The organism is Shewanella eurypsychrophilus (genome assembly GCF_007004545.3).
Taxonomy (GTDB): domain Bacteria; phylum Pseudomonadota; class Gammaproteobacteria; order Enterobacterales; family Shewanellaceae; genus Shewanella; species Shewanella eurypsychrophilus.
The window spans coordinates 3,788,486-3,814,054 of sequence record NZ_CP045503.2; the positions used below are offsets into that span (position 1 = coordinate 3,788,486).

General features: G+C 40.0%; 26 protein-coding genes and 1 tRNA gene. 12 read left to right on the forward strand and 15 right to left on the reverse strand.

Annotated features, from left to right (window positions below):
- Positions 1-11: 11 nt before the first annotated feature.
- The 4 genes from flgC to FM038_RS16115 all read right to left on the reverse strand — a co-directional run bounded on the left by flgC (position 12) and on the right by FM038_RS16115 (position 3,057).
- Positions 12-425 (reverse strand): flagellar basal body rod protein FlgC, encoded by a 414-nt coding sequence (gene flgC, locus FM038_RS16100; RefSeq protein ID WP_142874360.1) that lies wholly within the window; start codon positions 423-425, stop codon positions 12-14.
- A 2-nt stretch (positions 426-427) separates the two neighbouring features.
- Positions 428-826: a flagellar basal body rod protein FlgB gene (flgB, locus tag FM038_RS16105; RefSeq protein WP_142874361.1), complete on the reverse strand. Its 399-nt coding sequence runs from the start codon at positions 824-826 to the stop codon at positions 428-430.
- Positions 827-1,161: 335 nt separating this feature from the next.
- Positions 1,162-1,995 carry a CheR family methyltransferase gene (locus FM038_RS16110; RefSeq protein WP_142874362.1) on the reverse strand — a complete coding sequence of 278 codons (834 nt, stop codon included), beginning with the start codon at positions 1,993-1,995 and terminating at the stop codon, positions 1,162-1,164.
- A gap of 141 nt (positions 1,996-2,136) precedes the next feature.
- Positions 2,137-3,057: a chemotaxis protein CheV gene (locus FM038_RS16115; protein ID WP_142874363.1), complete on the reverse strand. Its 921-nt coding sequence runs from the start codon at positions 3,055-3,057 to the stop codon at positions 2,137-2,139.
- Positions 3,058-3,281: 224 nt separating this feature from the next.
- Here FM038_RS16115 and flgA point away from each other — a divergent pair, with 224 nt between their 5' ends.
- The 3 genes from flgA to FM038_RS16130 all read left to right on the forward strand — a co-directional run bounded on the left by flgA (position 3,282) and on the right by FM038_RS16130 (position 4,823).
- Complete coding sequence (flgA, locus tag FM038_RS16120; RefSeq protein ID WP_142874364.1) at positions 3,282-3,986, forward strand: flagellar basal body P-ring formation chaperone FlgA; 705 nt, start codon at positions 3,282-3,284, stop codon at positions 3,984-3,986.
- Positions 3,987-4,070: 84 nt separating this feature from the next.
- Positions 4,071-4,388 (forward strand): flagellar biosynthesis anti-sigma factor FlgM, encoded by a 318-nt coding sequence (gene flgM, locus FM038_RS16125; RefSeq protein WP_142874365.1) that lies wholly within the window; start codon positions 4,071-4,073, stop codon positions 4,386-4,388.
- A gap of 9 nt (positions 4,389-4,397) precedes the next feature.
- The gene (locus FM038_RS16130; RefSeq protein ID WP_142874366.1) at positions 4,398-4,823 is read left to right on the forward strand and encodes a flagella synthesis protein FlgN; all 426 of its coding nucleotides are present in this window, start codon (positions 4,398-4,400) and stop codon (positions 4,821-4,823) included.
- 306 nt (positions 4,824-5,129) lie between these two features.
- Here FM038_RS16130 and FM038_RS16135 read toward each other — a convergent pair whose 3' ends face one another.
- Both FM038_RS16135 and FM038_RS16140 read right to left on the reverse strand, forming a co-directional pair.
- The gene (locus FM038_RS16135; RefSeq protein WP_142874367.1) at positions 5,130-5,588 is read right to left on the reverse strand and encodes an LPP20 family lipoprotein; all 459 of its coding nucleotides are present in this window, start codon (positions 5,586-5,588) and stop codon (positions 5,130-5,132) included.
- A complete protein-coding gene (locus FM038_RS16140) occupies positions 5,585-6,211 on the reverse strand; it encodes a FlgO family outer membrane protein (RefSeq protein WP_142874368.1) in 627 nt (208 codons plus the stop codon). The genes FM038_RS16135 and FM038_RS16140 overlap by 4 nt, the downstream gene beginning before the upstream one ends.
- A 337-nt stretch (positions 6,212-6,548) precedes the next feature.
- On the opposite strand from FM038_RS16140, the gene FM038_RS16145 reads away from it, so the two are divergent.
- The 7 genes from FM038_RS16145 to FM038_RS16175 all read left to right on the forward strand — a co-directional run bounded on the left by FM038_RS16145 (position 6,549) and on the right by FM038_RS16175 (position 13,747).
- A complete protein-coding gene (locus FM038_RS16145; protein ID WP_223292876.1) occupies positions 6,549-8,327 on the forward strand; it encodes a GSCFA domain-containing protein in 1,779 nt (592 codons plus the stop codon).
- Positions 8,328-8,578: 251 nt separating this feature from the next.
- Positions 8,579-9,739, forward strand: a complete 1,161-nt coding sequence (locus FM038_RS16150; RefSeq protein ID WP_142874369.1) for a flagellar assembly protein T N-terminal domain-containing protein — start codon at positions 8,579-8,581, stop codon at positions 9,737-9,739.
- A gap of 129 nt (positions 9,740-9,868) precedes the next feature.
- Positions 9,869-9,944: transfer RNA gene (locus tag FM038_RS16155), tRNA-Arg, on the forward strand.
- A gap of 51 nt (positions 9,945-9,995) precedes the next feature.
- Positions 9,996-11,297, forward strand: coding sequence for a motility associated factor glycosyltransferase family protein (locus FM038_RS16160; protein ID WP_142874370.1), 1,302 nt, complete (start codon positions 9,996-9,998; stop codon positions 11,295-11,297).
- A complete protein-coding gene (locus FM038_RS16165; RefSeq protein WP_142874371.1) occupies positions 11,290-11,568 on the forward strand; it encodes a hypothetical protein in 279 nt (92 codons plus the stop codon). The genes FM038_RS16160 and FM038_RS16165 overlap by 8 nt, the downstream gene beginning before the upstream one ends.
- 10 nt (positions 11,569-11,578) lie before the next feature.
- Positions 11,579-12,559 carry an NAD-dependent 4,6-dehydratase LegB gene (locus FM038_RS16170; RefSeq protein WP_142874372.1) on the forward strand — a complete coding sequence of 327 codons (981 nt, stop codon included), beginning with the start codon at positions 11,579-11,581 and terminating at the stop codon, positions 12,557-12,559.
- 27 nt (positions 12,560-12,586) lie between these two features.
- Positions 12,587-13,747, forward strand: a complete 1,161-nt coding sequence (locus FM038_RS16175) for a LegC family aminotransferase (RefSeq protein WP_142874373.1) — start codon at positions 12,587-12,589, stop codon at positions 13,745-13,747.
- A 1-nt stretch (position 13,748) separates the two neighbouring features.
- Here FM038_RS16175 and neuC read toward each other — a convergent pair whose 3' ends face one another.
- The 9 genes from neuC to FM038_RS16220 all read right to left on the reverse strand — a co-directional run bounded on the left by neuC (position 13,749) and on the right by FM038_RS16220 (position 24,217).
- Positions 13,749-14,915, reverse strand: a complete 1,167-nt coding sequence (gene neuC / locus FM038_RS16180) for a UDP-N-acetylglucosamine 2-epimerase (RefSeq protein ID WP_142874374.1) — start codon at positions 14,913-14,915, stop codon at positions 13,749-13,751.
- A gap of 12 nt (positions 14,916-14,927) precedes the next feature.
- Positions 14,928-15,935 (reverse strand): N-acetylneuraminate synthase, encoded by a 1,008-nt coding sequence (gene neuB / locus FM038_RS16185; protein ID WP_142874375.1) that lies wholly within the window; start codon positions 15,933-15,935, stop codon positions 14,928-14,930.
- On the reverse strand, positions 15,932-16,603 hold the full coding sequence (locus tag FM038_RS16190; RefSeq protein ID WP_142874376.1) for a NeuD/PglB/VioB family sugar acetyltransferase: 672 nt from the start codon (positions 16,601-16,603) through the stop codon (positions 15,932-15,934). The genes neuB and FM038_RS16190 overlap by 4 nt, the downstream gene beginning before the upstream one ends.
- Positions 16,604-16,606: 3 nt before the next feature.
- A complete protein-coding gene (locus tag FM038_RS16195) occupies positions 16,607-17,737 on the reverse strand; it encodes a radical SAM protein (protein WP_142874377.1) in 1,131 nt (376 codons plus the stop codon).
- Positions 17,738-17,746: 9 nt separating this feature from the next.
- Positions 17,747-18,658, reverse strand: coding sequence for a DapH/DapD/GlmU-related protein (locus FM038_RS16200; protein ID WP_142874378.1), 912 nt, complete (start codon positions 18,656-18,658; stop codon positions 17,747-17,749).
- Positions 18,659-19,891: a phenylacetate--CoA ligase family protein gene (locus FM038_RS16205; RefSeq protein WP_142874379.1), complete on the reverse strand. Its 1,233-nt coding sequence runs from the start codon at positions 19,889-19,891 to the stop codon at positions 18,659-18,661.
- A gap of 63 nt (positions 19,892-19,954) precedes the next feature.
- Entirely contained in the window at positions 19,955-22,429 is a 2,475-nt protein-coding gene (locus FM038_RS16210; RefSeq protein ID WP_195873092.1) for a 6-hydroxymethylpterin diphosphokinase MptE-like protein, read from the reverse strand.
- Entirely contained in the window at positions 22,423-23,157 is a 735-nt protein-coding gene (locus tag FM038_RS16215; protein WP_195873093.1) for an acylneuraminate cytidylyltransferase family protein, read from the reverse strand. Before FM038_RS16215 ends, FM038_RS16210 begins: the two co-directional genes overlap by 7 nt.
- Positions 23,158-23,164: 7 nt before the next feature.
- The gene (locus tag FM038_RS16220; RefSeq protein WP_195873094.1) at positions 23,165-24,217 is read right to left on the reverse strand and encodes a nucleotidyltransferase family protein; all 1,053 of its coding nucleotides are present in this window, start codon (positions 24,215-24,217) and stop codon (positions 23,165-23,167) included.
- A 208-nt stretch (positions 24,218-24,425) separates the two neighbouring features.
- On the opposite strand from FM038_RS16220, the gene FM038_RS16225 reads away from it, so the two are divergent.
- Both FM038_RS16225 and FM038_RS16230 read left to right on the forward strand, forming a co-directional pair.
- Positions 24,426-24,911 carry a DUF2947 domain-containing protein gene (locus FM038_RS16225; protein WP_142874383.1) on the forward strand — a complete coding sequence of 162 codons (486 nt, stop codon included), beginning with the start codon at positions 24,426-24,428 and terminating at the stop codon, positions 24,909-24,911.
- A gap of 44 nt (positions 24,912-24,955) precedes the next feature.
- On the forward strand, positions 24,956-25,525 hold the full coding sequence (locus tag FM038_RS16230) for a chalcone isomerase family protein (protein ID WP_142874384.1): 570 nt from the start codon (positions 24,956-24,958) through the stop codon (positions 25,523-25,525).
- Positions 25,526-25,569: the final 44 nt, after the last annotated feature.

Genomic DNA, 25,569 nt, shown 5'->3' on the forward strand with positions numbered 1-25,569 from the left:
GTTACCTCCTATTATTTGCCAATTCTTAGAGTTTGCTGCAGCATTGATTTTGCTGCCTCAGCGACCTGAACATTCATTTGATAAGAGCGAGATGCTGAAATCATATTTGCCATCTCCTCCATCACATTGACATTAGGTTTATAGATAAAGCCATCCGTATCAGCCATTGGGTGATTCGGTGAAAACTCTTTTTGTAACGGTGCATCACTTTCTACAATGCCTTTGACTACTACAGACTGAGATGACTGCTGTTGATTTGCCTTCGCCATCTCAGCTTCAAAAATAGGATGACGAGCACGGTAAGTCTTATCAATACTGCTTGAAACCGAATCTGCATTAGCGATATTACTCGCCGTCGTATTCAATCTTACTGATTGAGCCGCCATACCAGAGCCTGAAACATTAAAAATATTAAATAAACTCATGATTAATCACCTCTTAACGCCTTCTTCAAACCTGAAAACTTACTGTCAAGAAAACCGAGCGACATCTGATATTCAAGTGCGTTCTGCATAAACTCTGTTTGCTCTTTTTGCATCTCAACAGTGTTGCCATCGCCAGTATCTGGTTGGTCCGGCACTCGATAACCGATATTCTGTTGCGATAAAGCTTTTAAATCAAAATGCTTACTATCGCTACGACTCATAGATAAACCGCCTTGTCGACTCGTCGCAGCTTGAAATGCTTTATCGAAATCAATATCTCGAGCCTTATAATGTGGAGTATCGGCATTAGCAATATTGGAAGATATAACTTCGGCACGTTGGGAACGGATCCCAAGAGTGTATTGATGCACTCCTAATGCTTTATCAAAATTAATCGCCATAAAATTGCCTCCTGAACTCAATGCAATAAATAAAGCAATTCTTATGCCAAAAAGTATGGGTTCAAGAATGAAATCTGACTCGATATAGAAAGGGGATATCCGCTAACAGCAGCAAATTAGCTGCGTGAAGTACGCAATAATAGTATTAAGCACGTATGGCTAAAGGGGGCAAAGATCAAAGAAGAAGATTTTAATTAAAAGTGAGCAAGTTCGGTTACATGCAAACGAGTAAAGCGCCAAAATGACTAATTTGAGCAAGCAATACTGTTCTAGATGAGGGGCTGAAAACCGCTAGCCTTGGCGACTAGACGGTACTGAGAACACCAGCGAAAGCCTTACGTCTTTCTTTGATAGTAGATGCCGGGGTTACATCGAATCATGTCAAACTCTTCAGTTAAGCCTGCAATAGACTCAGAAGCACCAAGAAAAAGTATCCCTTTTGGGTTTAAAGCGGCAGCAAATTGCCGCAAAATTTTTGCCTTTGCCTCAGGGGCAAAATAGATCAGAACATTCCGACAAAAAATAATGTCAAATTTACCTAGCAAGGTATAACTTTCAAGCAGATTATGTGCCCTAAAGTTAACAAATTTTTTGACATTGTCCTTAATAACCATAGTGCCAGAGTCTGTGGAATCAAAAAACTGACGCTTTCTCTGATCTGATAACCCTCGACCTAAGGCTAAATTGTCATATTCGCCATTTTTACACTTCTCTAGCATAGAGGGTGACAAATCTGTGGCTAGGATTGTTGCGCTGCCAGGTAAGGTTCCGGGACGCTTCTGTTGGTATTCCAAAATAGTCATACCCAATGAGTAAGGTTCCTGCCCTGATGAACAAGCGGCAGACCAAATTTTAAGTGGCCGACCTAATCTTGAATATTCAGGTAAAAGGGCACTGGATAGCAATTCAAAAGGGTAACGGTCTCTGAACCATAAGGTCTCATTAGTCGTCATAGCATCTATGACTTCAGCCCTAAGTTTACGCTCAGTTGGCTTCATTGAATGCTTAACAACCTCAGAAAGTGATGGGAGATTATATTTTCCCATCAGAGGTGCCAATCGACTGCGCACAAGATACTGCTTATTATCCCCCAACACGATACCACTGTGTTGCTCCAGAAATAATCTAAATTGCGTGTACTCAGTTTCAGCGAGTGTTTTATTTGGCACCTAAATATCCTAATATCAATTAAATAGCTATGACAATGTAACCAAACTCAGCATAACGAAAACAAGTTGGAGCGCAGTCTTATACACGAGTAAGGTGTAAGAAACAAATTAATATATACACTGCACTCTCACTAATTAACATTATAGACTCAAATGCTTATTTACTGCTGCTGCAAGTTCATCTGGATTAAATTTAGCAATGAAATCATTTGCACCCACCTTTTCAACCATTGCCTGATTAAACACGCCACTTAACGATGTATGAAGTACGACTTTAATATCCTTAAGCTTTGGATTATCTCTAATTTCTGCAGTTAAAGTGTAGCCGTCCATCTCAGGCATCTCAATATCTGAAATAATTAAAGGGATCTCAGTGGCGACATTATCCATCTCTTTAGCAATTTTATTCAGCTTATCGAGTGCATCTCTACCATCAATAGCCGTATCAATCTGCAGACCCAAAGAAGATAATGCTCTGATTATCTGTTTACGCGCCACCGCCGAATCATCAATCACCATGATGTGGAAATGCTTTTCTCGATCGATCGTCAGAATTTCATCAAGTTCTTTACTAATTTCAGTTTTAACTGGAGATATTTGATCGAGAATTTTTTCAACATCAAGAATTTCGACTAACTCTCCCTCAATTTCAGTTACCGCCGTTAAATATGAATTTCTGCCCGCTCCCTGAGGTGGAGGCAGAATCGCTTCCCAATTCATATTGATAATGCGTTCTACTGATCTAACTAAAAACCCCTGCACACTGCGGTTATATTCAGAGATAATGATAAAACATCCTTCGGTGTTCTCGATAGGACGGCCACCTGTTGCTGCACTCAAATCGATCACTGAAATAGTTTTACCGCGAATATGCGCGACACCTCTCACAGTGGGGTTTAACTTGGGCAAGCTAGTAAGAGGTGGGCATTGCAACACCTCTTTCACTTTAAATACATTGATACCGAACCTTTGACGACCATTTAGTTTAAATAGCAAAAGCTCTAAACGGTTTTGCCCGACTAACTGTGTTCGTTTATTCACTGAATCGAGAATACTTGACATAATGCGCTTTGCCTTGTCGTCTTGTAAAAATGTTACCTAGCCCCATTAATTTATTCGGTCTAGGCATACTAATTGCTTACTTATTTGATAAGTAGTAAATATCTCACAACTTGACCTTAGTTCGTCAAGATTATGACGCCATAGCAAAATATTTGTTTTGGCGAAAATTTCGGTCACTAAGAAAGTATAGGTGCAATCTAGCTCATCAAGCTAGTCTATTCATTATGAAAGTAAAATATGCCATCTTTTCATTGATTTTAATATCAAATAGCGTTTTTAGCGAGCAAGTTGCAAGTGTGCCCTCTTTATCGGCCATTTCCCAACTAGCTATAGCGGCTGTGGAAGAAAAAATTGATGTAGCAGAACACGCTAGAGTCAATATTATTCCACAAAGCCTAGACACTCGCTTAAAACCACCACTGTGTTTACCTCCAGTCACAGCAATACTAGCCAGTAACAGAGCGATTAAACGTAACAACACGGTAAAAGTCACCTGTAATAGCCCTCAGCTTCAATACCCCTGGCAAATTTTTCTTTCCGTCAGGGTTGATATTTTATACCCAGTTGTCGTCGCAAGAGAGACATTGGGGCCAGGCGATCTCATTGTTAGAGGTGATGTTGTGATTAAATATGTCGAACAAGCAGTGCTAAGAGGACAACAATTCGACAATATAAATGACGTGGTCGGCACAAGAGTTAAAAGAAGAATGGCACCCGATCAACCTATCTTCAGCAATAACCTCTGCTTCGTTTGTAAAGGTGATACAGTTTCGATTATTGCCCGCTCACAAAACTTTGAAATAAAAACCATAGGTGAAGCGCTGCATGATGGTAATTTAGGTGATAGAATTCGTATTAAGAACTCTCACTCCAATAAGAGTGTTGACGCTAGAGTCATCGATGTTGGAGAGGTTGAAGTTAGAATGTAATTTTGCTTAATTTTTATTAAAGCTCACGGTATCCCTGCCGATATAGCGTTATGTTCTTCTATTTTATTATTGTTGGAGCCAAATATGGCTATTGATATTAAGCAAGTAAACACAGCTACAAACACTCAAATTGGTAAATCAACAACCAATAAAAGCAGTGAAAAGCCGAGTGAAAATGCAGTGACGTCATTAAGCACTCCCCCAAAGAGTGACTCAGTTTCATTGACGTCTCAAGCACAACAACTACAAAACATCCAAGCTAAAATGACTGATATTCCAGAAGTGAATGAGCAAAAGGTTCAAGAGATAAAGTTGGCTATTGCAGAAGGTCGATATAAAATCGATCCTGAAAAACTCGCCACTAATATCGCCCAATTTGAAAATGATTTAAAGGATTTCTAAGAAACATTTATGAGTCAGATAAACGACATCATCGAGCAACAGCTCGACATACTCAGTAGACTAAAAGTAATTATCACCGAAGAGAAAAGCGCATTGAGTGATCAAAACGCAGATCTTTTACTCACCCTTGCGGGTAACAAAGCGAAATTACTTGATAGTCTAAATCGTAATGATGAAGTGTTATCGAACCATAATGATAAATCTTTGCTTACTATGGATGCACAGCTATCCGTAAAAGTGCAACAAGCTAAGTCACTTTTAGCAGAGTGCCAGCAGCTTAATAGTGAAAACACCAGCCTGATAGAGCTCAATATAGCTAGCATGAACCGCTTATCACAAGCACTGCAAGCCAGTCGAAATGCTTCAAGCATGACCTATAACGGTAAAGGAAAAACCTCGACTATCTCGACCTTAGGCAATGATATAAAAGCTTAACTCTCATATTAATGCTAACTAAAAAATAGTCATGCTCGTTTAGGTTTATTACTAGCAGCAACTGTCATTATTAGCAGCACTTTTTACAGATAAGTGACCTCCTCATTCATCGCCCCATTGGAAAATCTCGAATATCACCTAACCGGCTAACCTCGCGTCCTCCATTATCCCATCAGAACAACTAAACTAGCTTTGGTGCTAAAGCCAATCATTTATTACTGAGACTAATTTGGACGGGTTTACAAGATAAACAGGCAGAAAGCTAAAACGCTTCCCGCCGAAGAGGAGTTATATAAATAGGAAAGATTAAAAGTAGGTGATCTCTTTTATCTTCTGAGGGCGATTTTGTTGTTGATACAATGCCCATACCTGAGAGAAGTCTAATTCCAACTCAGTAACATAGTAATCGCCTGTCGGATAGGTTTTAATCACCTTCGCACCTCGAATGACACCTGATACCGAAGTTTGAATACTATCACTAGACAACACCCAATCATTCACACTACTGTTGGCTGAGAGCTGTTGCCCATATACTTGTTCAGCTAACTCTCTATAAGCGGCAATTTTTGACGCCTGCATAGCCATTAAGACTTTTTGAGATTGCGTGTCACCTGGTTGAGCATCTAAGGGCGCATAACCAATGGCAGTTAATTTAGGGAAACTTTCAGGAGCCTGAGTTTCCCATTCGATATATCGATCTTGAGAGGCGCAGCCAGATAGCAGCAATACAGCCAGAACTGAACCAAGAGTTATCCACTTTTTCATTGTATGCCCCCTATCACTTGTACTTCCTTCATTCCCCTCTGTGTATCACGATATAGCAGCCCATCTTGAGACACCACTTTTTCAGAATGCTTTAAATACCCAGGAAGATCATTCACGCTAAATGTTCCTTGCGAAGCTGAAACTACCCGATGATTAGTGATGTTAACTATCCTTGAATTAACCACAACTCCTTTACTGTTCATACTCATTGTTGACACGACCACATGCTCCACAGCTATTCCTGATGGCAACTGCTTCCAATCTCGGGTAAGCAAAAAGTCACCTTCTGGTGTCACCCGAATATTGTCACCAACATTGATGTCGACAAGATTAAACTGACGGGCATGCAGAGCCGCGATTAAACCTTGCTGCAGCTGTAAACCAACAGCATTGGTTTTATTGAAAGAGGCCAATAACACAGGCGTAGCGACTAACAATGGCTGAGTAGCCTCCAACTCATCATTTTGTTCAACCAACTCACTCACTATCTGTTCAGATATAAGGTTAATTGCCGATGAAGCCGGCAACTGATTGCCGTTGGCAAGCAGATCCATGTCTGAATTTTCACTCTGAGCACACGCGCTAAGCAAAAAAATAGATGATAGAAACAGAACATTACGCATAGCAGTACCCTAAACTTAACGATAAAAAACGCTATAAGATCACAAATAGCAAAACCTGTGAGCTCGATACAAATACTCTCACACAAAACTTGAGCAAATATCACGCCACAAATGAAGTGTTCTCCAGCCGAATCCCTAACTGGATTTTCAGCAATCTAGTATTAGCATAGTCATCGGCATGTTTCTTAATAACTTTAGCTGCGCTGCCGATACTCATAATTAAAGGCACAATAATTGCCTAATATATAATCTGTCACAAACCTGTCACGCTCTTCATAAGGGCACCACAGTATTTGTATTAATTAACTATTCAGTACTAAAGTTATGGAGATCCATAATGATGCAAAATACACCATCAAGCCCCTACAGAGATAAAAGCAAAGAAGCTTTTTGGAAATCTGGTGTTGTAGATGTTCACTTAGGTAAGGAGGTATTTTCCGGACTACACCAAATTAATTTAGCGACCCAAAATCCTAGAATATCTTCTATCGGTTCTTGTTTCGCACAACACGTTGGCAATTGGCTCAATGCTGGAGGCTACTTATTTAATCAGAGTAAAATTGAATCAAATCAGGTTTCTAGTTTTGCCTTTGGCAACCTATATACGCCTAAATGTTTGTTGCAATGGTTTGATATTGCAGAACCTGAATCAGGTATTGATAAAAGTAGCGCTATATATTCAGACGGGAACAGATTTTATGATTTATTAAGGCCCAATTTTAAACCTGCAGGATTTGGGTCAGAAGCGTCTTTAATCGGCGCGAGAATAGAAGCCGTTACAGAGATGATAGAAACTATCGCTGTAACCGATGTACTCATTTTCACTCTAGGATTGACTGAGGCTTGGAAGGATTGCAATAATCTATTTTACCCAAGCTGCCCCGGGGTTATATCAGGTGTTTTCGATAACTCCCTCTACAGTTTCTATAACTTCGGTTATGAGGAGATCTGTGCCAACCTTAAAGATATAGCGACTCGTCTAAAGGCAATTAATCCCAATATAAAAATAATTTTGACTGTTTCTCCCGTGCCATTAACTGCAACGGCGACAGATAATCATGTCTTGATAGCCAACCAATATTCAAAATCGATTCTCCGCTCAGTAGCTGGCTATTTAACAAGCAACGACTCAGATTTCGATTATTTTCCCTCTTACGAAATTATTACTGTCCCCTGCTCGGAAGATTTCCGGTTTGAGAGTAATCGAAGATCTGTTACAACCTCAGCTGTTAACTATGTGATGCGTCATTTTGAGTCAGTTCTGAGTGTACTAGAAGAGCCAAATATAACCCAAGATACCCAGCAAAAAGATGAAAACTCTCAGGTTCCCATATCGGATAATGATGAGGTTGTCTGCGAAGAAGAGATGTTAGAAGCTACAAGAAAGCTACAAGATAAACCAATAGAGCACCCATTATTAGCGCTCACTCTTTTTGGGGATAGCCATATGGGTAAACTCTCCACCTCATTTAACAAGCTCAATATTCCACACTCTGGTGGCATGGTCATGAATGGTTCAGCTTTCACTCAAAACAAATTTGCACTATGCGATACCGAATACTTTGTACCACTGGAAAATGCTGCATCGAGAAAATTATGGTCAGTGATACTTGATAACTTAAAGAAACACGAAGTGCACCAAGCTTCTAACAAATCAATAATAATTTCTAATGTTGGGATGCAGACTCACCAAAATATCGCCCGGTTCGTCGCTTGGCTAAATAAAATTTATCCCGCAAAAAAGCCAGTTATCACAGTGAATGTACTTGTTGACTTTTTCAATGATGAACTATCTGAACAGCTCTCTATTTTATTTCAACTCCACAACAATGGACACAAGGTCATTGTCGTATCGGATCCTCCTTTTTGTAAGTATTTCAAAGAGTCAGAGTCAATGACAAACCTGATTTACTCATACTTTGATGCAATGGAATACATCTGGAATCAATTTGGAGTGACGTTTTATAATGCCGCAAGAGTATTTGATGAAGAGATAAAAGATCCAGAACTCTATATATCTAACACCATACACGAAGATGGACGTTCTGACTGGTATCATGGAAATAGTAGATATTACACTTGGCTAGCAGAAAAGCTAATCAAACTGACTCAGTAAACTAGCGTTCGACTATCGTAATACATCGCTAATTTAATTAATTACCCACGGTTTAGATGTGAACATTATCTTATATATTCACGCAAGAACATTTTATTGGAACCGTCACTTTCAACATCTAACTGGTAACTGGTAACTGGTAACTGGCGTGACTTTTGCTTGTAATCATTAGATTGTGAACTGTAAATGACAAACCTGTCATTTTAATGTCGGCAACGATATCTATCTCCGACAAAAAAGTGGAATAACTGATGAAACTTATTACTTTACTCCTAGTCATCACATGCTCTCTGTATTCTCAGATTACAGTTGCCGCATGGGTTGTTGTCAAAGGGCAAGCAAACATCGTTGATGGAAATATTAGCAAAGCCAGAGAAGATGCATTGGAGCAAGCGCTAACGTATGCTTCACTCAATAATGGAGCAAAGTTTTCTAGCACACAAACAATCAACAATGGTCAACTAGTGCAAGATAGCTTTACGATCAATCAGCAATCACAAGCCAGTAAAGTCGAGCTGATTAACGAACTCATCGAAGCTGATAAGTTGACCATCATGGTTCGCGTTGATGTGATCCAATCCCATGAAATGCAATGCGATAGCCAACAGCTAAAGGCCGCAATACTGGTTCCTCAATCCCTGATTAAAGATAGAGCTCAGCTTCGATATGGCAATATCGGTTTCTTTGAAAAAAATCTCTCACAGCGTCTCGGAGACGCCATAGATAATCATTCAATGGCAAGTTTCGCCCATATACATGCCAATGAGCGACTAGATGTAGAACAAGCACTAGTTGATATCCGCGGCTATCGTCTACCGAGTTGGCTCAGTGAAATTACCGATAGCCAATATGTACTACTGCCAGAGATCATTGATATATCAACCGATCCTGCCGAGAGCCAGATGCTAGGCCTCTGGAGCAGTGATCCTAATCGACAGTTCCAAATACGACTCTCGCTCTACCATGGGATCAGTGGTGAGCAAGTATGGAGCGAATCATACGCCACCGTCTCTCCTTGGGAGTTTGAAAAACAAGAAACAGTGCCGTCAAACCATCAAAGATTTTGGCTTTCGGCCTATGGCAAGAGCATCGATAAAATACTGGCTAACGTCGTCGAAGATATTGATAGTGCATTGAGCTGTCGTCCAATACTAGGACAAGTGGTGGCTAAGCAACATGATAGAGTCATTCTAAATCTAGGCCGTAGACATGGCATAAAAGTCGGTGATAATTTCGATTTAGTGTTACAACAAAATATACCAGACCGCTTCGATAAAATGCGTGCTGTTGCCGGTAAGAGTAGAGCTAAAATCATCATAGATCAGGTAACCGAAAAGACAGCCACTGCTGTTTTAGTCGATAAAAATGCCTCATACAATGTACAGATAAATGATCTAGCGATAAAAATGTAGCTTAATTTAGTGGCTATTAAAGTTTAAAGTGGCTTAAAACCATCTAAAGCGGATGATAATTAAGCACTTAAATAAATAGCTTTCATCGCCTCTTTTCATCGAGGCTAAAAACAGTATAATCACTGAAGTCTCCCTATAGCTCAACAGGATAGAGCAGTCGCCTCCTAAGCGATCGATCGGGGTTCGAGTCCCTGTGGGGAGACCAGTTAGTGATATGTGCTCTAGCCATCGAGATACACTCTCTGAGGAAATCACATTGTCAGATCTACTTCAGCAAAATCTAGATATCATTTATAGAAGATGGCCATCTCTGGCCGATACCTTAATAGCAACATCAATAGAAGCACTAGATGCATCGATAATTTCAGGCCTCAATCAAACGATCAGCATTAATGGTATCCAGCTTAGTAGCCGTCACGATCGACAAGCAGAAATAGACCTATTGATTTCAACTCTTGAGCCGAGACTAGATACAGTCAACGTCTATGGTATTGGAATGGGGGATATTGCCAAACAGTTGATACTGCTAGACTACTTGAAACAAATAAAAATCGTTCTTCTTAATCTAACAGTTTTTAAGCTTGTGTTAACTTATACTGATCAAACAGACTGGTTGTCTGATGAACGCTGTCAACTAGTTAATGCTTCTGCCAACATGAAATTGAAAAAACCCTTTGTCAGTATTCCTAGTGAAGTCGTCCTAGCTGCTGATAACGGTGCAAGCCTGAGAAACCAGATATTAGTACATTTTCAAACCCTATACTCAGCCAAAGCCCACCAAGCTGATAATACAGAAATAAACCAACGATTTAGCGATAACCGCTATTTGATAGAAACAGATCCAGACGTATCTCTACTCTTCAACTCTTACTCTGGAAGCTCAGTATTCATTGTCGGTACTGGTCCTTCCCTATCAGGCTACCTCGAACAGCTGAAAATACTGCAGTCACGAGATAGAAAATCTTTAGTTATAGCTGTCGACACCGCTATGCGGCCACTGCTAAATGCTGGAATAACACCTGATATAGTGGTCACCATGGATGAGATAATTGATGAAAAGCATCTCAATTTCAGTCGTTCTGAAAATATTACTTTAGTATATTTTCCACGACTGAATAAACATGTCATAGAGTCTTGGAAGGGTCCTCGCTATATCGCTTATACTGAGGGTGTTCTCTATGACAGTTTGCGTAAAATTAAGCGCCATAGTTCACTATTTTCCGGTGGCAGTGTAATACATCCAGCCTTAGATCTCGCCGTAAAGATGGGCGGTAAGGCTAATTATTTACTTGGATGTGATCTCGCGTTTCCAAATGGTAAAACCCACACGGGCTGGGCAGATGGTGAATTGAATATGCATATTAGTGGCCAAGCATCACATCAGTGGGTTTACGACAATCGAGGTAAAAAGGTGATCACGAGTCTAAGTTTCTTGAGTTATCTGGAGTCAATGGAAGAATATATTGCCTCAGTGCCTGACCGAGAGTTCATCAATATCAATGTTGAAGGTGCGGCCATAAAAGGCTGTAAAGTCGTAAGGAGTCTCCCCAATGACTAAGGTTGACAAAATAAAAAATGACTTACATAAAGCTGCAGATCACTTTATTTTGGGTGAAGAAAGCGAAGCATTGACTCTGTTGGCTGAAATTTCTGAACAATTTATCAGTGTTTTTGACACCCTTTCACCCGAATTACAGACTGAGCTCAATCAGATCATCGAGGCGACGATTACCACTCAATCACGACAGGATTGGCTGGGAGTCGCTGATTATTTGAAGTTTGAACTCATTGAGCTAGTCGATAAAATAGAAATAGAATTAGCAAGGTAAGGTTATTGTTATGAACAGAGTTTTAGTCACTGGCGCCGATGGTTTTATCGGTTCACATTTAGTTGAATTGCTTGTAGATAATGGCTTCCAAGTCAGAGCATTATCACAATACAATTCATTTAATCATTGGGGCTGGCTGGAAAATACTCGATGTCTCAAGCAGATAGAAGTTATCTGTGGCGATATACGCGATCCCCATTTTTGTAAGCTGATCACCAAAGATATCGACATCATTTTCCACCTCGCAGCATTGATAGCCATACCCTATTCTTATTCTGCCCCAGATAGTTATCTTGAAACCAACGCTAAAGGAACACTCAACATCTGCCAGGCGGCACTGGAAAACAAGGTAACAAGAATCGTCCATACCTCGACTAGTGAAGTTTATGGTACGGCCAAATACGTGCCAATAGATGAGCACCACCCTTTGCAACCTCAGTCGCCCTATAGCGCCTCTAAAATTGCCGCCGATAGCATGGCAATGAGCTTTCATAATAGCTTTGAGCTGCCTTTGACTATTGCTAGACCTTTCAATACATACGGACCTAGACAGTCTGCCCGCGCAGTGATCCCTACAATTATTAGTCAAATAGCGGCTGGAGCACAGGAAATAAAGCTCGGCGATCTCAGTCCAACTCGCGACTTTAACTATGTCACCGACACCTGCCGTGGCTTTATAGCGCTGGCACAAAATGATTCTTGTATCGGTGAAACTATCAACATAGCTTCTAATAGTGAAATTTCTATCGCCGATACTTTAGATCTAATCAAAAAAATCATGGCCAGTAACGTCGAATTTATTAGCGATGAAACTCGAATAAGACCCGCTCAGTCAGAGGTGTTCAGATTGTTTGGTGATAACAGCAAAATTCTCAAGCTCACCGGCCATAAAGCAGAGTATTCAATCGAGAAAGGATTAGAAAAAACAATCAATTGGTTTTGTAATAAAGATAATCTATCCCATTACAAAACTGACATTTACAACCGTTAACCCAATAATAAGCCAAGATCTTTAAGTATGAATACTGACATTTCATTGACCATAGAATTTATTCGTCACACCTACAAAACGAATGCGTTTATTCCTCTACATGCGCCTCAGTTCGATGACAGGGAGTCTAAGCTAGTTAACGAAACCATTAACAGTAGCTTTGTCTCGAGTATTGGCAAATTTGTCACTCAATTTGAGCAAGATATACAAAGCTACTTAAGTAGCAACTCCGCAGTCGCCATGGTCAATGGAACGGCAGCACTGCAGAGTGCCCTATACTTAGCCGGTGTTGGAGTGGGCGATCTGGTTATCACTCAATCTCTAACCTTTGTGGCTACTTGTAATACAATTCATCATCTTGGTGCCACTCCCATATTTATAGATGTCTCTAAAGAGCACCTAAGTCTCTGCCCTAGGGCACTAGAAAACTACCTCAATCAGCACGCAGAACTCTGTGATGACGGTATTTGCCGGAATAAAAACAGTGGCCAAACCATCAAGGCATTCGTGCCTATGCACACCTTCGGCCACCCCGCTGAACTCGATAAATTGTTAGTGATTAGTCAACAATGGAATATTCCGTTGATTGAAGATGCCGCTGAGAGTTTAGGCTCTACATACGAGGGCAAACATACGGGTACCTTTGGACGCTTTGCAGCCATTAGTTTTAACGGCAATAAAATTATCACCACAGGTGGAGGTGGCATCTTAATCTGTCATGATCAGGCGGATGCTGCATATGCACATCATATCAATACCACAGCAAAAGTGGCTCACCCCTTTGAGTTTTATCATGATGCTTATGGCTTCAACAATCGACTACCTAACCTTAATGCCGCATTGGGTTGTGCCCAGATGGAGAAATTAGATAATTACGTCAAGGCTAAGCGACGACTTGCCAGTCAATATCAAAGCTTCTTCGCGTCGAGTCGATTCGATTTCGTCACAGAGCCTAGTAATTGTCGTTCAAATTATTGGTTAAACGCAATTTTACTACCAGACCCGGCCCTTAGAGAGGAGTTTCTAGTTAAAACCAATGAGGCTAATGTGATGACCAGGCCTGTATGGCAGTTAATGCACTCTTTACCTTTATTTCAACATGCCGAGCGTGATGAACAGCGGAACGCTAGTTGGCTCGCCAAAAGATTAATAAACCTGCCTAGCTCACCGGTTTTGAAAGCTGACTAAACTAGGTACTTGGCAGGTCATAGAAAGGTTTGCAGATAATATTTTCCAAATCTACTGCTTTCAAGATACGATAAATTTGACGACTGGCATTGCCATCACCATAAAGGTTGTCGATGCTTTTCAATGAAGCCTGAAAGTTTGCAGAGTATAGTTTCTCGAGAGCCTGAGTGATGGCTACATGCTCTGGCTTACAAGTAATGACGCTATCAGCAACAAGTCGCCCCTTTTGCCTGTCACCAATATTAATAGTACCTATATTAAAACTTGGCGCTTCAACCAAACCACTAGAACTATTTCCCACTGCTGCATCCATAAATTGTAAGCCTGATAAGTATTTCAGCTGGCCTAAAGAGGTAAACACCCTAGCCTTATGGAAGTTATTACTCACATAGTGATCACACATTTGATTGATCACTCGTCCGTTAACATCCGCATTAGCCTTTGTAAAAATAATATGGGTATCATCTAGCTCATCGATGGCAGCCAGAAGCTGAGAGAACTGGCGTTGAGCACTGTTTTGTTCAAGCGTAACAGGATGAAATGTCACCATTAGATTTCGTTTAGCTAGCTTAAAGTCAATTGCCTTTTCAAAATCAGATCTTGATAAAAGCCTCAGCTGCTTAATACGGTCGATTGATGTATCGCCGACATTAAATACCCTATCGGGTAGCTCTCCTAGTTGGATAACTCTCTGACGATACTTTTCTGTAGAGGTAAAGTGAAGATGACTCATCTTAGTAATACTATGCCTGATCGCATCATCCATCACACCTTGAGTCAGCTCACCACCATAGAGGTGCACCACTGGCAGGCGCATGAACATGGCGGCAGAGACCGCTGAGAAGATCTCAAACCTATCGCCTAGTACTAAGAGTAGATCAGGGTTAAGATCGGCAAAGGTATCAGAAAACGAGATTTGTCCTAAACCAACAGATTTAGCAATGCCGAGTCCCGTATCTGAAGATAGTAATATTTCTATCTTTTTATCTATCGAAAATTCGGCTTCAACTTCTTTATAAGTTAAACCAAATTCATGAGACAGGTGCATCCCAGTAACAATTAACTGAAGTGTTAATGCTTCGTCATCACGGATCATCTGTAAAAGTGGCACGAGCAAACCAAAATCTGCTCGCGTTCCGGTAACAACACAAATTTTTCTTCTAGTCATAAGTCTGGGTACTCAAATAGCGATGGATTGATCAGTACTGTAAACTTGATCGGATTGACGGCCGATAACCAAGTTCCAATACTTAGCCTCTAAACCACTACTGGCACGTTTTACAGCAATATTATCAATTGTAAATGCCTCCCCAGCCATAATCGGTTTAATGGCGACAATAAATTTTTGAACAACTTTTTTATTTTGTTGCTCACAATCTTGTATCTGCTTAATTCCATTGCCGAGAGCAAGCTCAATATTGCGTATGGCACATACCATCTGTGCTAGCTCACTTGGCTCAAGCGATGCTTGATGATCTGGGCCTTCCATCTTACGAGACAAGGTAAAATGCTTCTCTATGATTCGGGCACCTAAAGCGACTGCAGCAATAGGGACCTCTATACCCATAGTGTGATCACTGTAACCAACACGGACATCGAATGCACCTTGGATAGTATTCATTGCCTTTAGGTTTACTTCGCTCATAGGTGTCGGGTACTGGGTCGTCACATGCAGTACAGTGATATCTTCTTTAGTGGTGCCTGCATCAATCAAAACCTTAAGCGCTGACTCCACCTCACCGAGATTGCCCATCCCAGTCGAGAGAATAACCTTTTTCTTTAAAGCGCCGATAAAGCGAAGAAACGGAAGGTTAGTAAGCTCGCCTGAACCAATTTTAAAGATGTTTTGCAACTCCAATAAGAACGTCGCACTCACCTCTTCATCGGCAGTAGAAAGAAACATAATTTTTTTACTATCACAGTAGGATTTTAACTCCCTAAAATCATTAAAAGGCAGCTCCAATTTCGACAGCATATCAAACTGAGTATTTTTCCCTGTCGTTGTTCTAACTTGATATTCGGCTTTACCGACATCTTGTGTAACCACAAGCTCAGTCTTCCAGGTTTGAAACTTAACCGCATCGACACCAGATTCGACAGCAGCATCCACTAACTCTTTAGCAAGCTGAAGGCTGCCGTTATGGTTGACTCCAGCCTCGGCAATAATAAACACTTTATCCGAATTCATGACATGAACTCCGAAGTTGATTCTGTTCTATTTTTTCGAATCACTTTTGCAGGATTACCGTATACGATCACATTGTCAGGGATGTCTTTGGTTACAACCGCTCCATCGCCCACAATACAATCTCGGCCGATAGACACCTTAAAACCAACACTTGCACCATCGGCTATGATGCTGTTGCTACCAATTGAACACCCAGCAAGGCTGACACCACCAGCAATAAGCACATTATCCCCCACGGTTTGATCATGATTAACCGCCGTAAAACTATTAATGATGCAGTGATTACCTATGTGGGTATCATTTGCTAACTTAGTGTAAGCTTCAAATAAGTTTCCAGTACCAAACATGGCACTTCTGGACACTATCGCAGTAGGGTGAATTATATTGACCGCTGGGAGTTCGATATTCTGTGCTAGCCATACTGCAAGTTTCTCTCTTACCTGCATATTACCGATACCTAAGAAGTAGCCAACAATTTGCTTATGCTTCACTAGAATCGATTCTATGTCTTCATCTTTACCTATGACTTCATAACCAGCAACTCTAATACCTATTTCATCTTCATCATTGCTGAGTAAACCAAAAATACGAAACTTTCCTTGCTGCTCAATATTATCAATCACCATTCTGGCATGCTCACCACACCCAAAAAGAATAATATCTTCCACGATTTACTTGTCTCCATCGATCAGGTTCACCGCAATATGAGTGTGATCATCACCATCTAAATACTTAGCAATAATAAAACCATCTTCATCTTCATATGCTTGGTCTTTAGGAAGTTGATATGTCTCATTCCAGATCTGTCTATCACTCACTCTATAATTAGTCTTGATATGCAGGTAGCCTGAATCATCTTTCTTCAAGATGGTGCCATCATAGAGCGTCACTTTACCTATATAAGTCATCAAAGCGTAGGTTGGTTTTACCCGGCCAGAAATCATGCCACTCGAGGTTAATTGCTTTATCAGTTTAAGGCCTTTAGCAACTGAGGTTCTAAGATGATTAGTTCCTTTCATCGGGATAGAATGAAAAAGGTAATGTGCTTCGATACCTAGATAACGGAGCTCGTCGTATAAGGTGATTAACGTGTCTATATCGTCATTGACGTCTTTTAGCAGCACATTTTGAGAATAAATACGTACTCCAGAATCTTGTAGCTTTCTCAGTATTTCTAGTGTGACCGGTTGAAGTTCGATAGGATGATTTATCTGAATGGCCACCTCTATCATCAAAGACTTAGAATAATTTTTGAGGAATGAAAACATCTCATCGTTTAGCATTTTAGGCTCTTGAACTGGTACTCTTGTACCAATACGAACAACCTTAATATTCGGTGCTTTTTCGACTAATGTGGTGATTAAGTACTTGAGTAAGTTGGGGACCATAAAGGGGTCTCCCCCAGTCACAAGCACTTCTTTAAGATTAATATCTTTTGCGCAATACTCAACTATTCTATCGATATCTGATTTTTTGAGCTGTGAAGTATCATAATAAGCGCGTAAACAATATCGGCAATGGGCTGCACAGACCATAGTGATATCGATAACAAGTTGTCTTCTATATAGCCGCTCAATACCTTTTGGCAAGCCTTTGCTATCGTCTTCTTCAACTATAGCCTCATAATGCTTCAGATTAACCTCTTCATGTTTTTCCTCCTCTTTTTCGGAGTAAACGTATTGATTGACTAATGCCTTATATGCTCCAGAGTCTTCTCCCTCAGTTTCTTGAACATGCTTAATGAGCTGACGAAGATACTTAGAAACTTTAGGTCTAAATACACCATTTACGAGTCCGGCCATAATGTTACCTTAATCCGCTCTTAATAGTTTTGCTGGGTTGCCTACATACACACTTGATGAACCCAAGTCAGAAATAACCACGCTACCAATACCTGTCGACACTTGCTGTCCAATCTTAACATTAGGCTTAATCACGGTATTAATACCTAACTTACACTGACAACCTATGCTAACGTTTCGACCGACAATCGTGCCCGCAGCAATCTGCACATTAGCACCTATAGACACATCAGCACCAACTTGAACTAGATCGTCAATCTTAACATTCTCTCCAATCGTATGAGCATCAAAAGCAGGACGTTCCAATATTACGTTAGCACCTATCCAAACATTATCTTCAATCACAATGTGTCCAAAAAATGGAGTCATAGAAAGGTGTCGATCATCTTCGACAAATTTGAAACTCTCAGAGCCTATTATTGCGCCATCTTTTATATGGCAATTAGTACCAATATGGTTTCCTTCATGAATAATGACATTACGACCTATATAGGTATTACTACCAACTGAAACACCGGCAGCTAAATAGCTTCCTTGACCCACATTCACATTAACCCCAAGCTTGACGCTATTATCAAGAACTGCTGAAGGGTGAATGCTAAAGATGCTTTCTTGAACAAAAAACTCACTCACAACCCGATAGAAGTCTAACTCCGGCGTGTCAGTGAATATGATCGCTGGATTAACTTCATTTACTTTAAATTCTTCAGTTTCAAACACCTGAGTCAGTAATAAACAGTCCTTAGGCAGAGAGTTCAGTGATGCCCTAGTACAGTGTTCAAGAAAGACAATACTATTCGACTTTGCCATATCAGGGGAAGATGGATGAGAGATATAAAATTCTTCAAAGAAATGTATCTTTGTATTTAAATAAGTTGCAACATCACAGACACCTATTTCATTTTGCTTGATTTTATACATTTACACTCTCTCCAGTAATTTGCTTTTATTACCTACAAAGTCAATTTTTTCTGTGAGTATGATCTCAAAGGAAACGTTGTGACTAACTTTAATCTCTTTTATCAGTCTAGTAAGCAGCTCTTCATGAATGCTTGATTTTTGTTTGACTTCTATAAGTGCGGAGATTGAATTTATGGGCTCTTCTTTAGACACTATCACCTTATAGTTGCCGGTTAACTCGGAATAAGAAGAAACAATACTTCGTAGTGACTCAGGATAAAAGTTCACACCCTTTATATTCAACATTTGGTCCACACGACCACTAATCGAGAACTTAAAGCCTTTGAATTGACATGCGCAACTGTCGAGTGAAATTATCTCAAAAATATCACCTGTTCGATAACGAATCAGTGGCTGAGCCTGCTTTTTTAAATGCGTGACAACGAGTTCACCCTTAGCGCCAGATGTGATGGGAATAAGCTCCATATCACTATTCAGTAGCTCAAGATATAGTGCCTCCGATGCGCCGAAATGTAGCCCATCTTTTTCACTGCACTCAGCGCCAAGTATGCTGATCACTTCAGAGATACCATAGTTAGCATTGAAGGCTTCTATGCCCCACTCGTTCTCAATTTTTTTTCTAAACTCAGGATTACCTAATCCAGCCTCTGCGCCAAAAAAACCATTTCTTAGCTTCAGATCTCTTGGTTTAAGCCCTCGTTTAACCAGCTTATCTTTAATCACACTCAAATATGATGGGGTACAGTGAATTGAACTATCAGGCATCTTACAAATAAGTTCAATTAAACTATCTGTGTACCCAGTACCATATGGCACGATGGCTGCCCCAGTTCCCTCCATGCTCTGATGGTCTGTGTACCCTCCCATCCACATATTGTAATTGAGGCAATTAAACACTGTATCTTGTGTGCACATACCTACGAGCTTAAATAGCGTCGTGCCAATATTCGTAACTTGCTGTAGATCTGTCTCAGTCATGGCTATAAGCAATGGGCTATTAGTTGTTCCTGAGGTACGGTGAATTCTGATAATGTCCTCTTGAGAACAAGCCAAATTAGTCCCGAAAGGCGGATACTTTTTTTGGTCTTCCAACAGCTCATGTTTCGATAGAAAAGGTAAAGCCTCAAAATCATCATTTTCAACTAAGCCATATTTATCTTGGTAAAATGGACTCATTGAAATATAGGCGTTGACCACAGCCGTCAGCTCCATCCTACCTATTTGTTTTAACATGTCTTGCCTCTTGATAAATCCATCATACCTAACTGACTACTGCTGTTAATTTTATCCATATATTCAAACTGATTGTGATATTAATTCTAATTGCTGACTAGCAACCACATTATCAGGGTCTAACCTCAACACCTCGGTATAAGCCACTTCAGCAGCATCACAGACACCCAGTGCGATAAATATTTTTGCCAGTTCAAGCCAAGCATGAACATCTTCAGGGAATAATTGCAGATACGTATTATAGCTATCGACCGCGGCTAAATTATCTTGTGTAAGAAACTGCAAGTGGGCTAATTTAGGTAAATATCTGGGTGAAAACTCACTGAGCTCAGCCAGACTGTCCATGGCTGAAGTTAACTCATTTAATGATAGGCTTAAGGCAATTATTTGATTTAGTGCATGAACTCTATGCTTCTCTGAACTTGTTTTCTGCAACATTGCCAGTGCGTTAACTTTATCGCCTTCTAGCATCAAAACTAACCCGTCAACTAGACTCGTCATCGACTGACAGTTTGCATCTTGGCTCGACTGAAGCGAAAGTCCCAAAGAGATTTTCTTTAATGCCTCTATATTTTTCTTTGCAAACAATTGCATCACTCTGGAATCAATATTATCAATACTAGCCAACTTAGATACAATTTGTGACTGCAGAGTATCTTGCTCATTTAGCTCGAGATAAAATTGTTCGATGTGCTTTTCAAACTGATGCTTCACTTGTTCTGAAATATTATCCAAACTTTGATTATCTTTCCAGATAACAGCTCTTCCAAATTGAGAGTCTTGTTCCCATTGAGCAAAAATGCTATCAAAGTCAGGATTTTTCTTTAGTTCTTCCAACCTCGATTCTGTTCTATTTTTTGCTTTCCGTACTAAATACAATAGCCCTTTAGCACTGTTGAAGTACGCACGGTAATACAGTTTACCACTCTCACGTAGTTTATCTTTTTCCCACTCATCGACACTTCCAGGATCCATAAAAGAGACAAAGTAGCCTAAACCATATACCTTGAGTAGCTTTGAAAGATAGCTATATTTCTTATCTAACTTCGATTGGATCCGTCCAATTTTATGCAAATATTTTTCATCTGTACTACTTTGTTCATCAACATATAGCAGTTCATTGACCTCTATCGCTTTAGTAGCCAAGGTCATGACTTCACAGAGATCTTTTTCTACCTTATTAACTTCAGAAAGCACTTGATTATAAGATACCTTGAGGTCTTGCTTTTCCAAGTTCGCTGCGTAATGTCTTATTTGCTTTTTAGCTTCATCAATATCGGCGTCAAAATCAATATCATTAAAATCTCGATAGTCCGTGCCTTGGATTTTTGCACCATATAAAGAAAGGTTAATAATCTCATGATTTTTGTGGCTTCTGTTGTCGAAAAGCTCTTCCATGGTCTCTTTTGCCGTCACGAGTTGGATCTGAGTTTCAGCCATCTCTCCAGTATTGGTTTCAATCCAGAGACCTTCGGCAGTTAATAATGGGCCATGCCCACTTTCAATGCTGCCTTTCGCATGCGTGTACCCTTCTTTTGAGAAGCAAAGATCGACTCCTGCTAACAAGACCCTTGAAAAGCCCATATTCAGTGCCAACAAACAGGCAAAGTTAGTGACAGTCGGCCCAGAAGAACCAAAATTGTCTTTGTTATTCTTAGTCGTCCAAGGATATTTAGCGCCCAAGTACATCTTAGGCCCATGCCACTGAGATAATAAATTCGGAACCACGTGGTAACAATTTGCAAAAACTACGGATTCCGGGAAGTTCAGCATTTCCTTGCTGACATCAAAACTCTCTTCAAACGGATCCACGCACACAACAATATCCGGTACCAAATTAACTTGTTGTAAGCGTCTGGATATTCGAGAGGCTGCAATAATAATAAACTTATCTTTGTTTGCTATCACCCAATCTAAACAAAGATCTAAGGACGGCCCCCCAGCTAAAATAATGCAGGTTTTATCAAAAAACTTATCTTCTAATCCACCAGCCGGAACAATATTTTCACATAAATTTTCTAACTGTTTTATGATAAAGTTCTCACTTCCTAAAGAGACCCTATTGCCGAAGGAGATCGTTTCTAAATCATGATGAACACTAAATTTTAGTGAATGATAGATATCACTTCTCGCCCCAAGTGATTCATAAAATCGTAATTTATCTTTAAAAATAAACTGTGGAGCTTGGTACTCCTGAACCAGTTTTTCCAGTTTATCATGTGTTGTAACAACTATATTTTTACAGTTATCGATGTCGACATTTTCGAGTATTTTATGAAAAATCTCAGGCAACTCAATAAACAGAAATACTGAATCATCATCGGGTTTATTCTTAATGACATAATCAACTAAGAGCCCTGAGTCTGTGCCGATAATGACGTTAAATGTGTTATTTTCCCATAACTCATTATTAAAATGTGCATTAAACACCGAAATAGAATCATAGCGATCAAATGAGATTTTATTTATATCATAAAGGTATTTTTCACCATAACGATTGAGTGAAAACTCAGTTTGAATAGTTTCTTGACCTAACATGATACTCCCTCATTTGATTTATCAGTTTGTTTAATACGCTGCTCTAGAATAAGCTGGGCAAGTTTAAAGTCGAGTTCGTTGTCAATATCGATTGAATTCTCCTGAACCATAGGAAGCGCGACGACTTCAGGAGCAAGAAACAGGCTGCGACTTTTCATCAAAGATTCGATTTTATACAAGTAAATAGCCCCATTAAAGCGATAATACCTTGGTAAATCTTGGCTTCTAACATCGTTGAGTTCTTCGGGAATAAAATCCTCAAGGGAATTTGAGTCCGGTAGAACATTGGACCATAAAGGACTATGTTCACACTCACAAACTGATACAACCCCGTTAACCCTGCCATTCTCTATCAGAGAAAGTGCAGCTTCAATATCTCGGGCCTCTCTCAACGGAGATGTAGGTTGAAGTAGAAGGACATAGTCATAGTTTTTACCTAGTTTGGACATGCTTTCTATGCCATGTATAACAACATCGATCGAAGATGCATGAGGTGTTGCAAGGTGAGCTGGTCGCAGAAAAGGAACCTCAGCTCCGAATACTTTCGAGATAGCAGCAATATCATCGCAATCAGTAGTTACAACCACATCTGTAATACCTGGTGTAGACAAGGCAACAGTTATACTCCAAGCAATTAATGGTTTGCCATGTAGCGGTTTAATATTTTTACCTACGAGCCTTTGGCTTCCAGCTCTAGCTGGTATCAAGGCTAACACTTTTCTATTCATGCTTTAATTAAAACCCTAAGCGAGCGATATCATTCTGTGCTCTATCAAAATCATCAACTCTGCCAATATCTAACCAATATTCATGGATTGGAAACATAAGCACTTCTTGGTCTTTTTGTAATGCTCCATCGAGAAGATCTGGCATATCTATACGCGTATTAACTGGCACGCTTTTAATCATATCGGGACTCAATACATAGATCCCTGCATTAACAAAGAAGGTCTGTATAGGTTTTTCTTCCATTGAAAGAATACGGTTACCTTCTCCTTTGATCACACCGTAGGGAACTTGATACTCATATTCTCTAACACACATGGTTGCCGCCACCATATTTTCATTGTGAAAATCCAGTAAACGTTCAAAATCTACATTCGTTAAAATATCACCGTTCATCATAATCAATGGCAGTTCAGACAAATTATTGGGCAGTAATCCAAGTGCCCCTGCTGTACCTAATGGTTCTTTTTCTTCAATATACTCAATATTTACATTCCAGCGACTTCCGTCGCCAAAGTAATTTTTAATCATCTCGGGCATATAAAAAACTGAGATATAAAAGTTCTCAAACCCTGCACGAATAAAACTTAATAGAATAGTTTCTAAGATAGGCTTACCACCTACGTTCAACAGTGGCTTTGGTGAGTGATTTGTTAATGGTTTTAATCTAGTCCCAAACCCCCCAGCCATCAAAAAAACCGGGTTATTGTGCTTTCTCTGTGCAGTAACAGATTTGAGAGTAGTTAATCCAACAACCTTATCTGAATAAATCAAAGGTATCGAAGAGATAGAGTTAACTTCCATCAAAGCTGCCAACTCTCTTTTTGAAGCTCCTTTAGGCGCCTTAATCGGAGAACGAAACATTATGTCTTCGACTTTTGAAGTTAAGGATATATTTCGTAAAATTCCACGACGAATATCCCCATCAGTAATAGTGCCTAGTAAGCGCCTTTGCTTGTCAACAACGAGAACCAAGCGAAAATCTTCAGTATTCAGAATTTTAATTGCTTCTAAAATTGTTTGAAAGGGACTAATCAATGCCCTTAACCAACTGCTATCCATATCCAATCACCTGATATATCGGTTAAAAATGTGAACTAGTAACTACTTTTTGACACTATCGTTAAATATAACAGACTGCAAATGTCACGCCATAAATAGTTACCCCCGACATAAGATAAAAATAAGCAGCCTAATTAATGTCTCTTAGTGGATAAAATGATACATTTACCCTGATTTTCATTTTAGCTGTAATATAAGACGGTGCACATTGAACACTAACAATACCTACATCTCCCTAGAACAATACACACGTAAATGGATTTTTAATCATAAAGATCTACCAGTAACCGATGAAGATAAAGCGTTTATTAAGCCACTAGATCAGAAAGGTTCGATGCAAGTATGGAACAAATGGATCAGTAACCGCAGTAGCCGTACAGAGCAGTTTTCTAAAGGAGACTGGGCAGCTAAAGGGGATGTCTGGACTGAAACCGATGACTGGCAAAGTGCTTGGGACAGTGAAGACCCAGCTTTACCTGAGATGTTTGCCGCTCATTTTGACTGGGCAGATGATGCGGTTGTCTATTTCTGTTATGAAAAATATCAGGTCATCGAAACGCGTTGGGATGTGTTCGTGCGTAACTGGAAATGTTTTTTCTTTTTTGATGATGGCCCACTGCTTATCTCCCCTAAACAGAAACAAGCAGCGCTGATCCTTCAAAATGGTCAATACCAAATTGGTCATCGTGGCTAGTTAACTCACCCTATCATAATAATGACAATTACAGAGGTTATCTGATGTCCCTCATTAGTACGTTTTCTAAAGCCGCACTATTTAGTGCCGCTTTTCTATCATGCACTGCAACGGCGAAAGAGATCTCTGGTGTTGACGTCTCTGAACAGATAAAACTTGCCGATACGCAGCTTCAGCTCAACGGTGCCGGCGTTCGCAGTAAGTTTTTTATGGACCTATACGTTGGAAGTTTATACCTTCCCAGCAAGGCTAGCGATCTTCAAACCGTACTGACCGCACCATATGCAGTCGTTAGACTCAATATCACTTCAGGTATGATCACCTCAGAGAAGATGCGGGATGCGATTATCGATGGGTTTGATGATGCAACCGATGGTGATACAAAAGCGATTCAAGTGCAGATAGATACCTTTATGGCGCTCTTCAGTAATGAAATCGTAGAAGGCGATCAGTTCACTTTTGTAACCAGTAAAAGCAAAGGTGTTATCGCATTTAAAAATGAGGTTGAGCAGGCTAGCATCGCAAGTGAAGCCTTTAGAGAAGCATTATTGAAGATTTGGTTAGGCGATAGCCCGGCTCAAAATAGCCTTAAGAAAGCTATGTTAGCTGGCTAGAATGACTATAGTAGGGTAAGTTTCAAACTGTCCAATAAAAATGG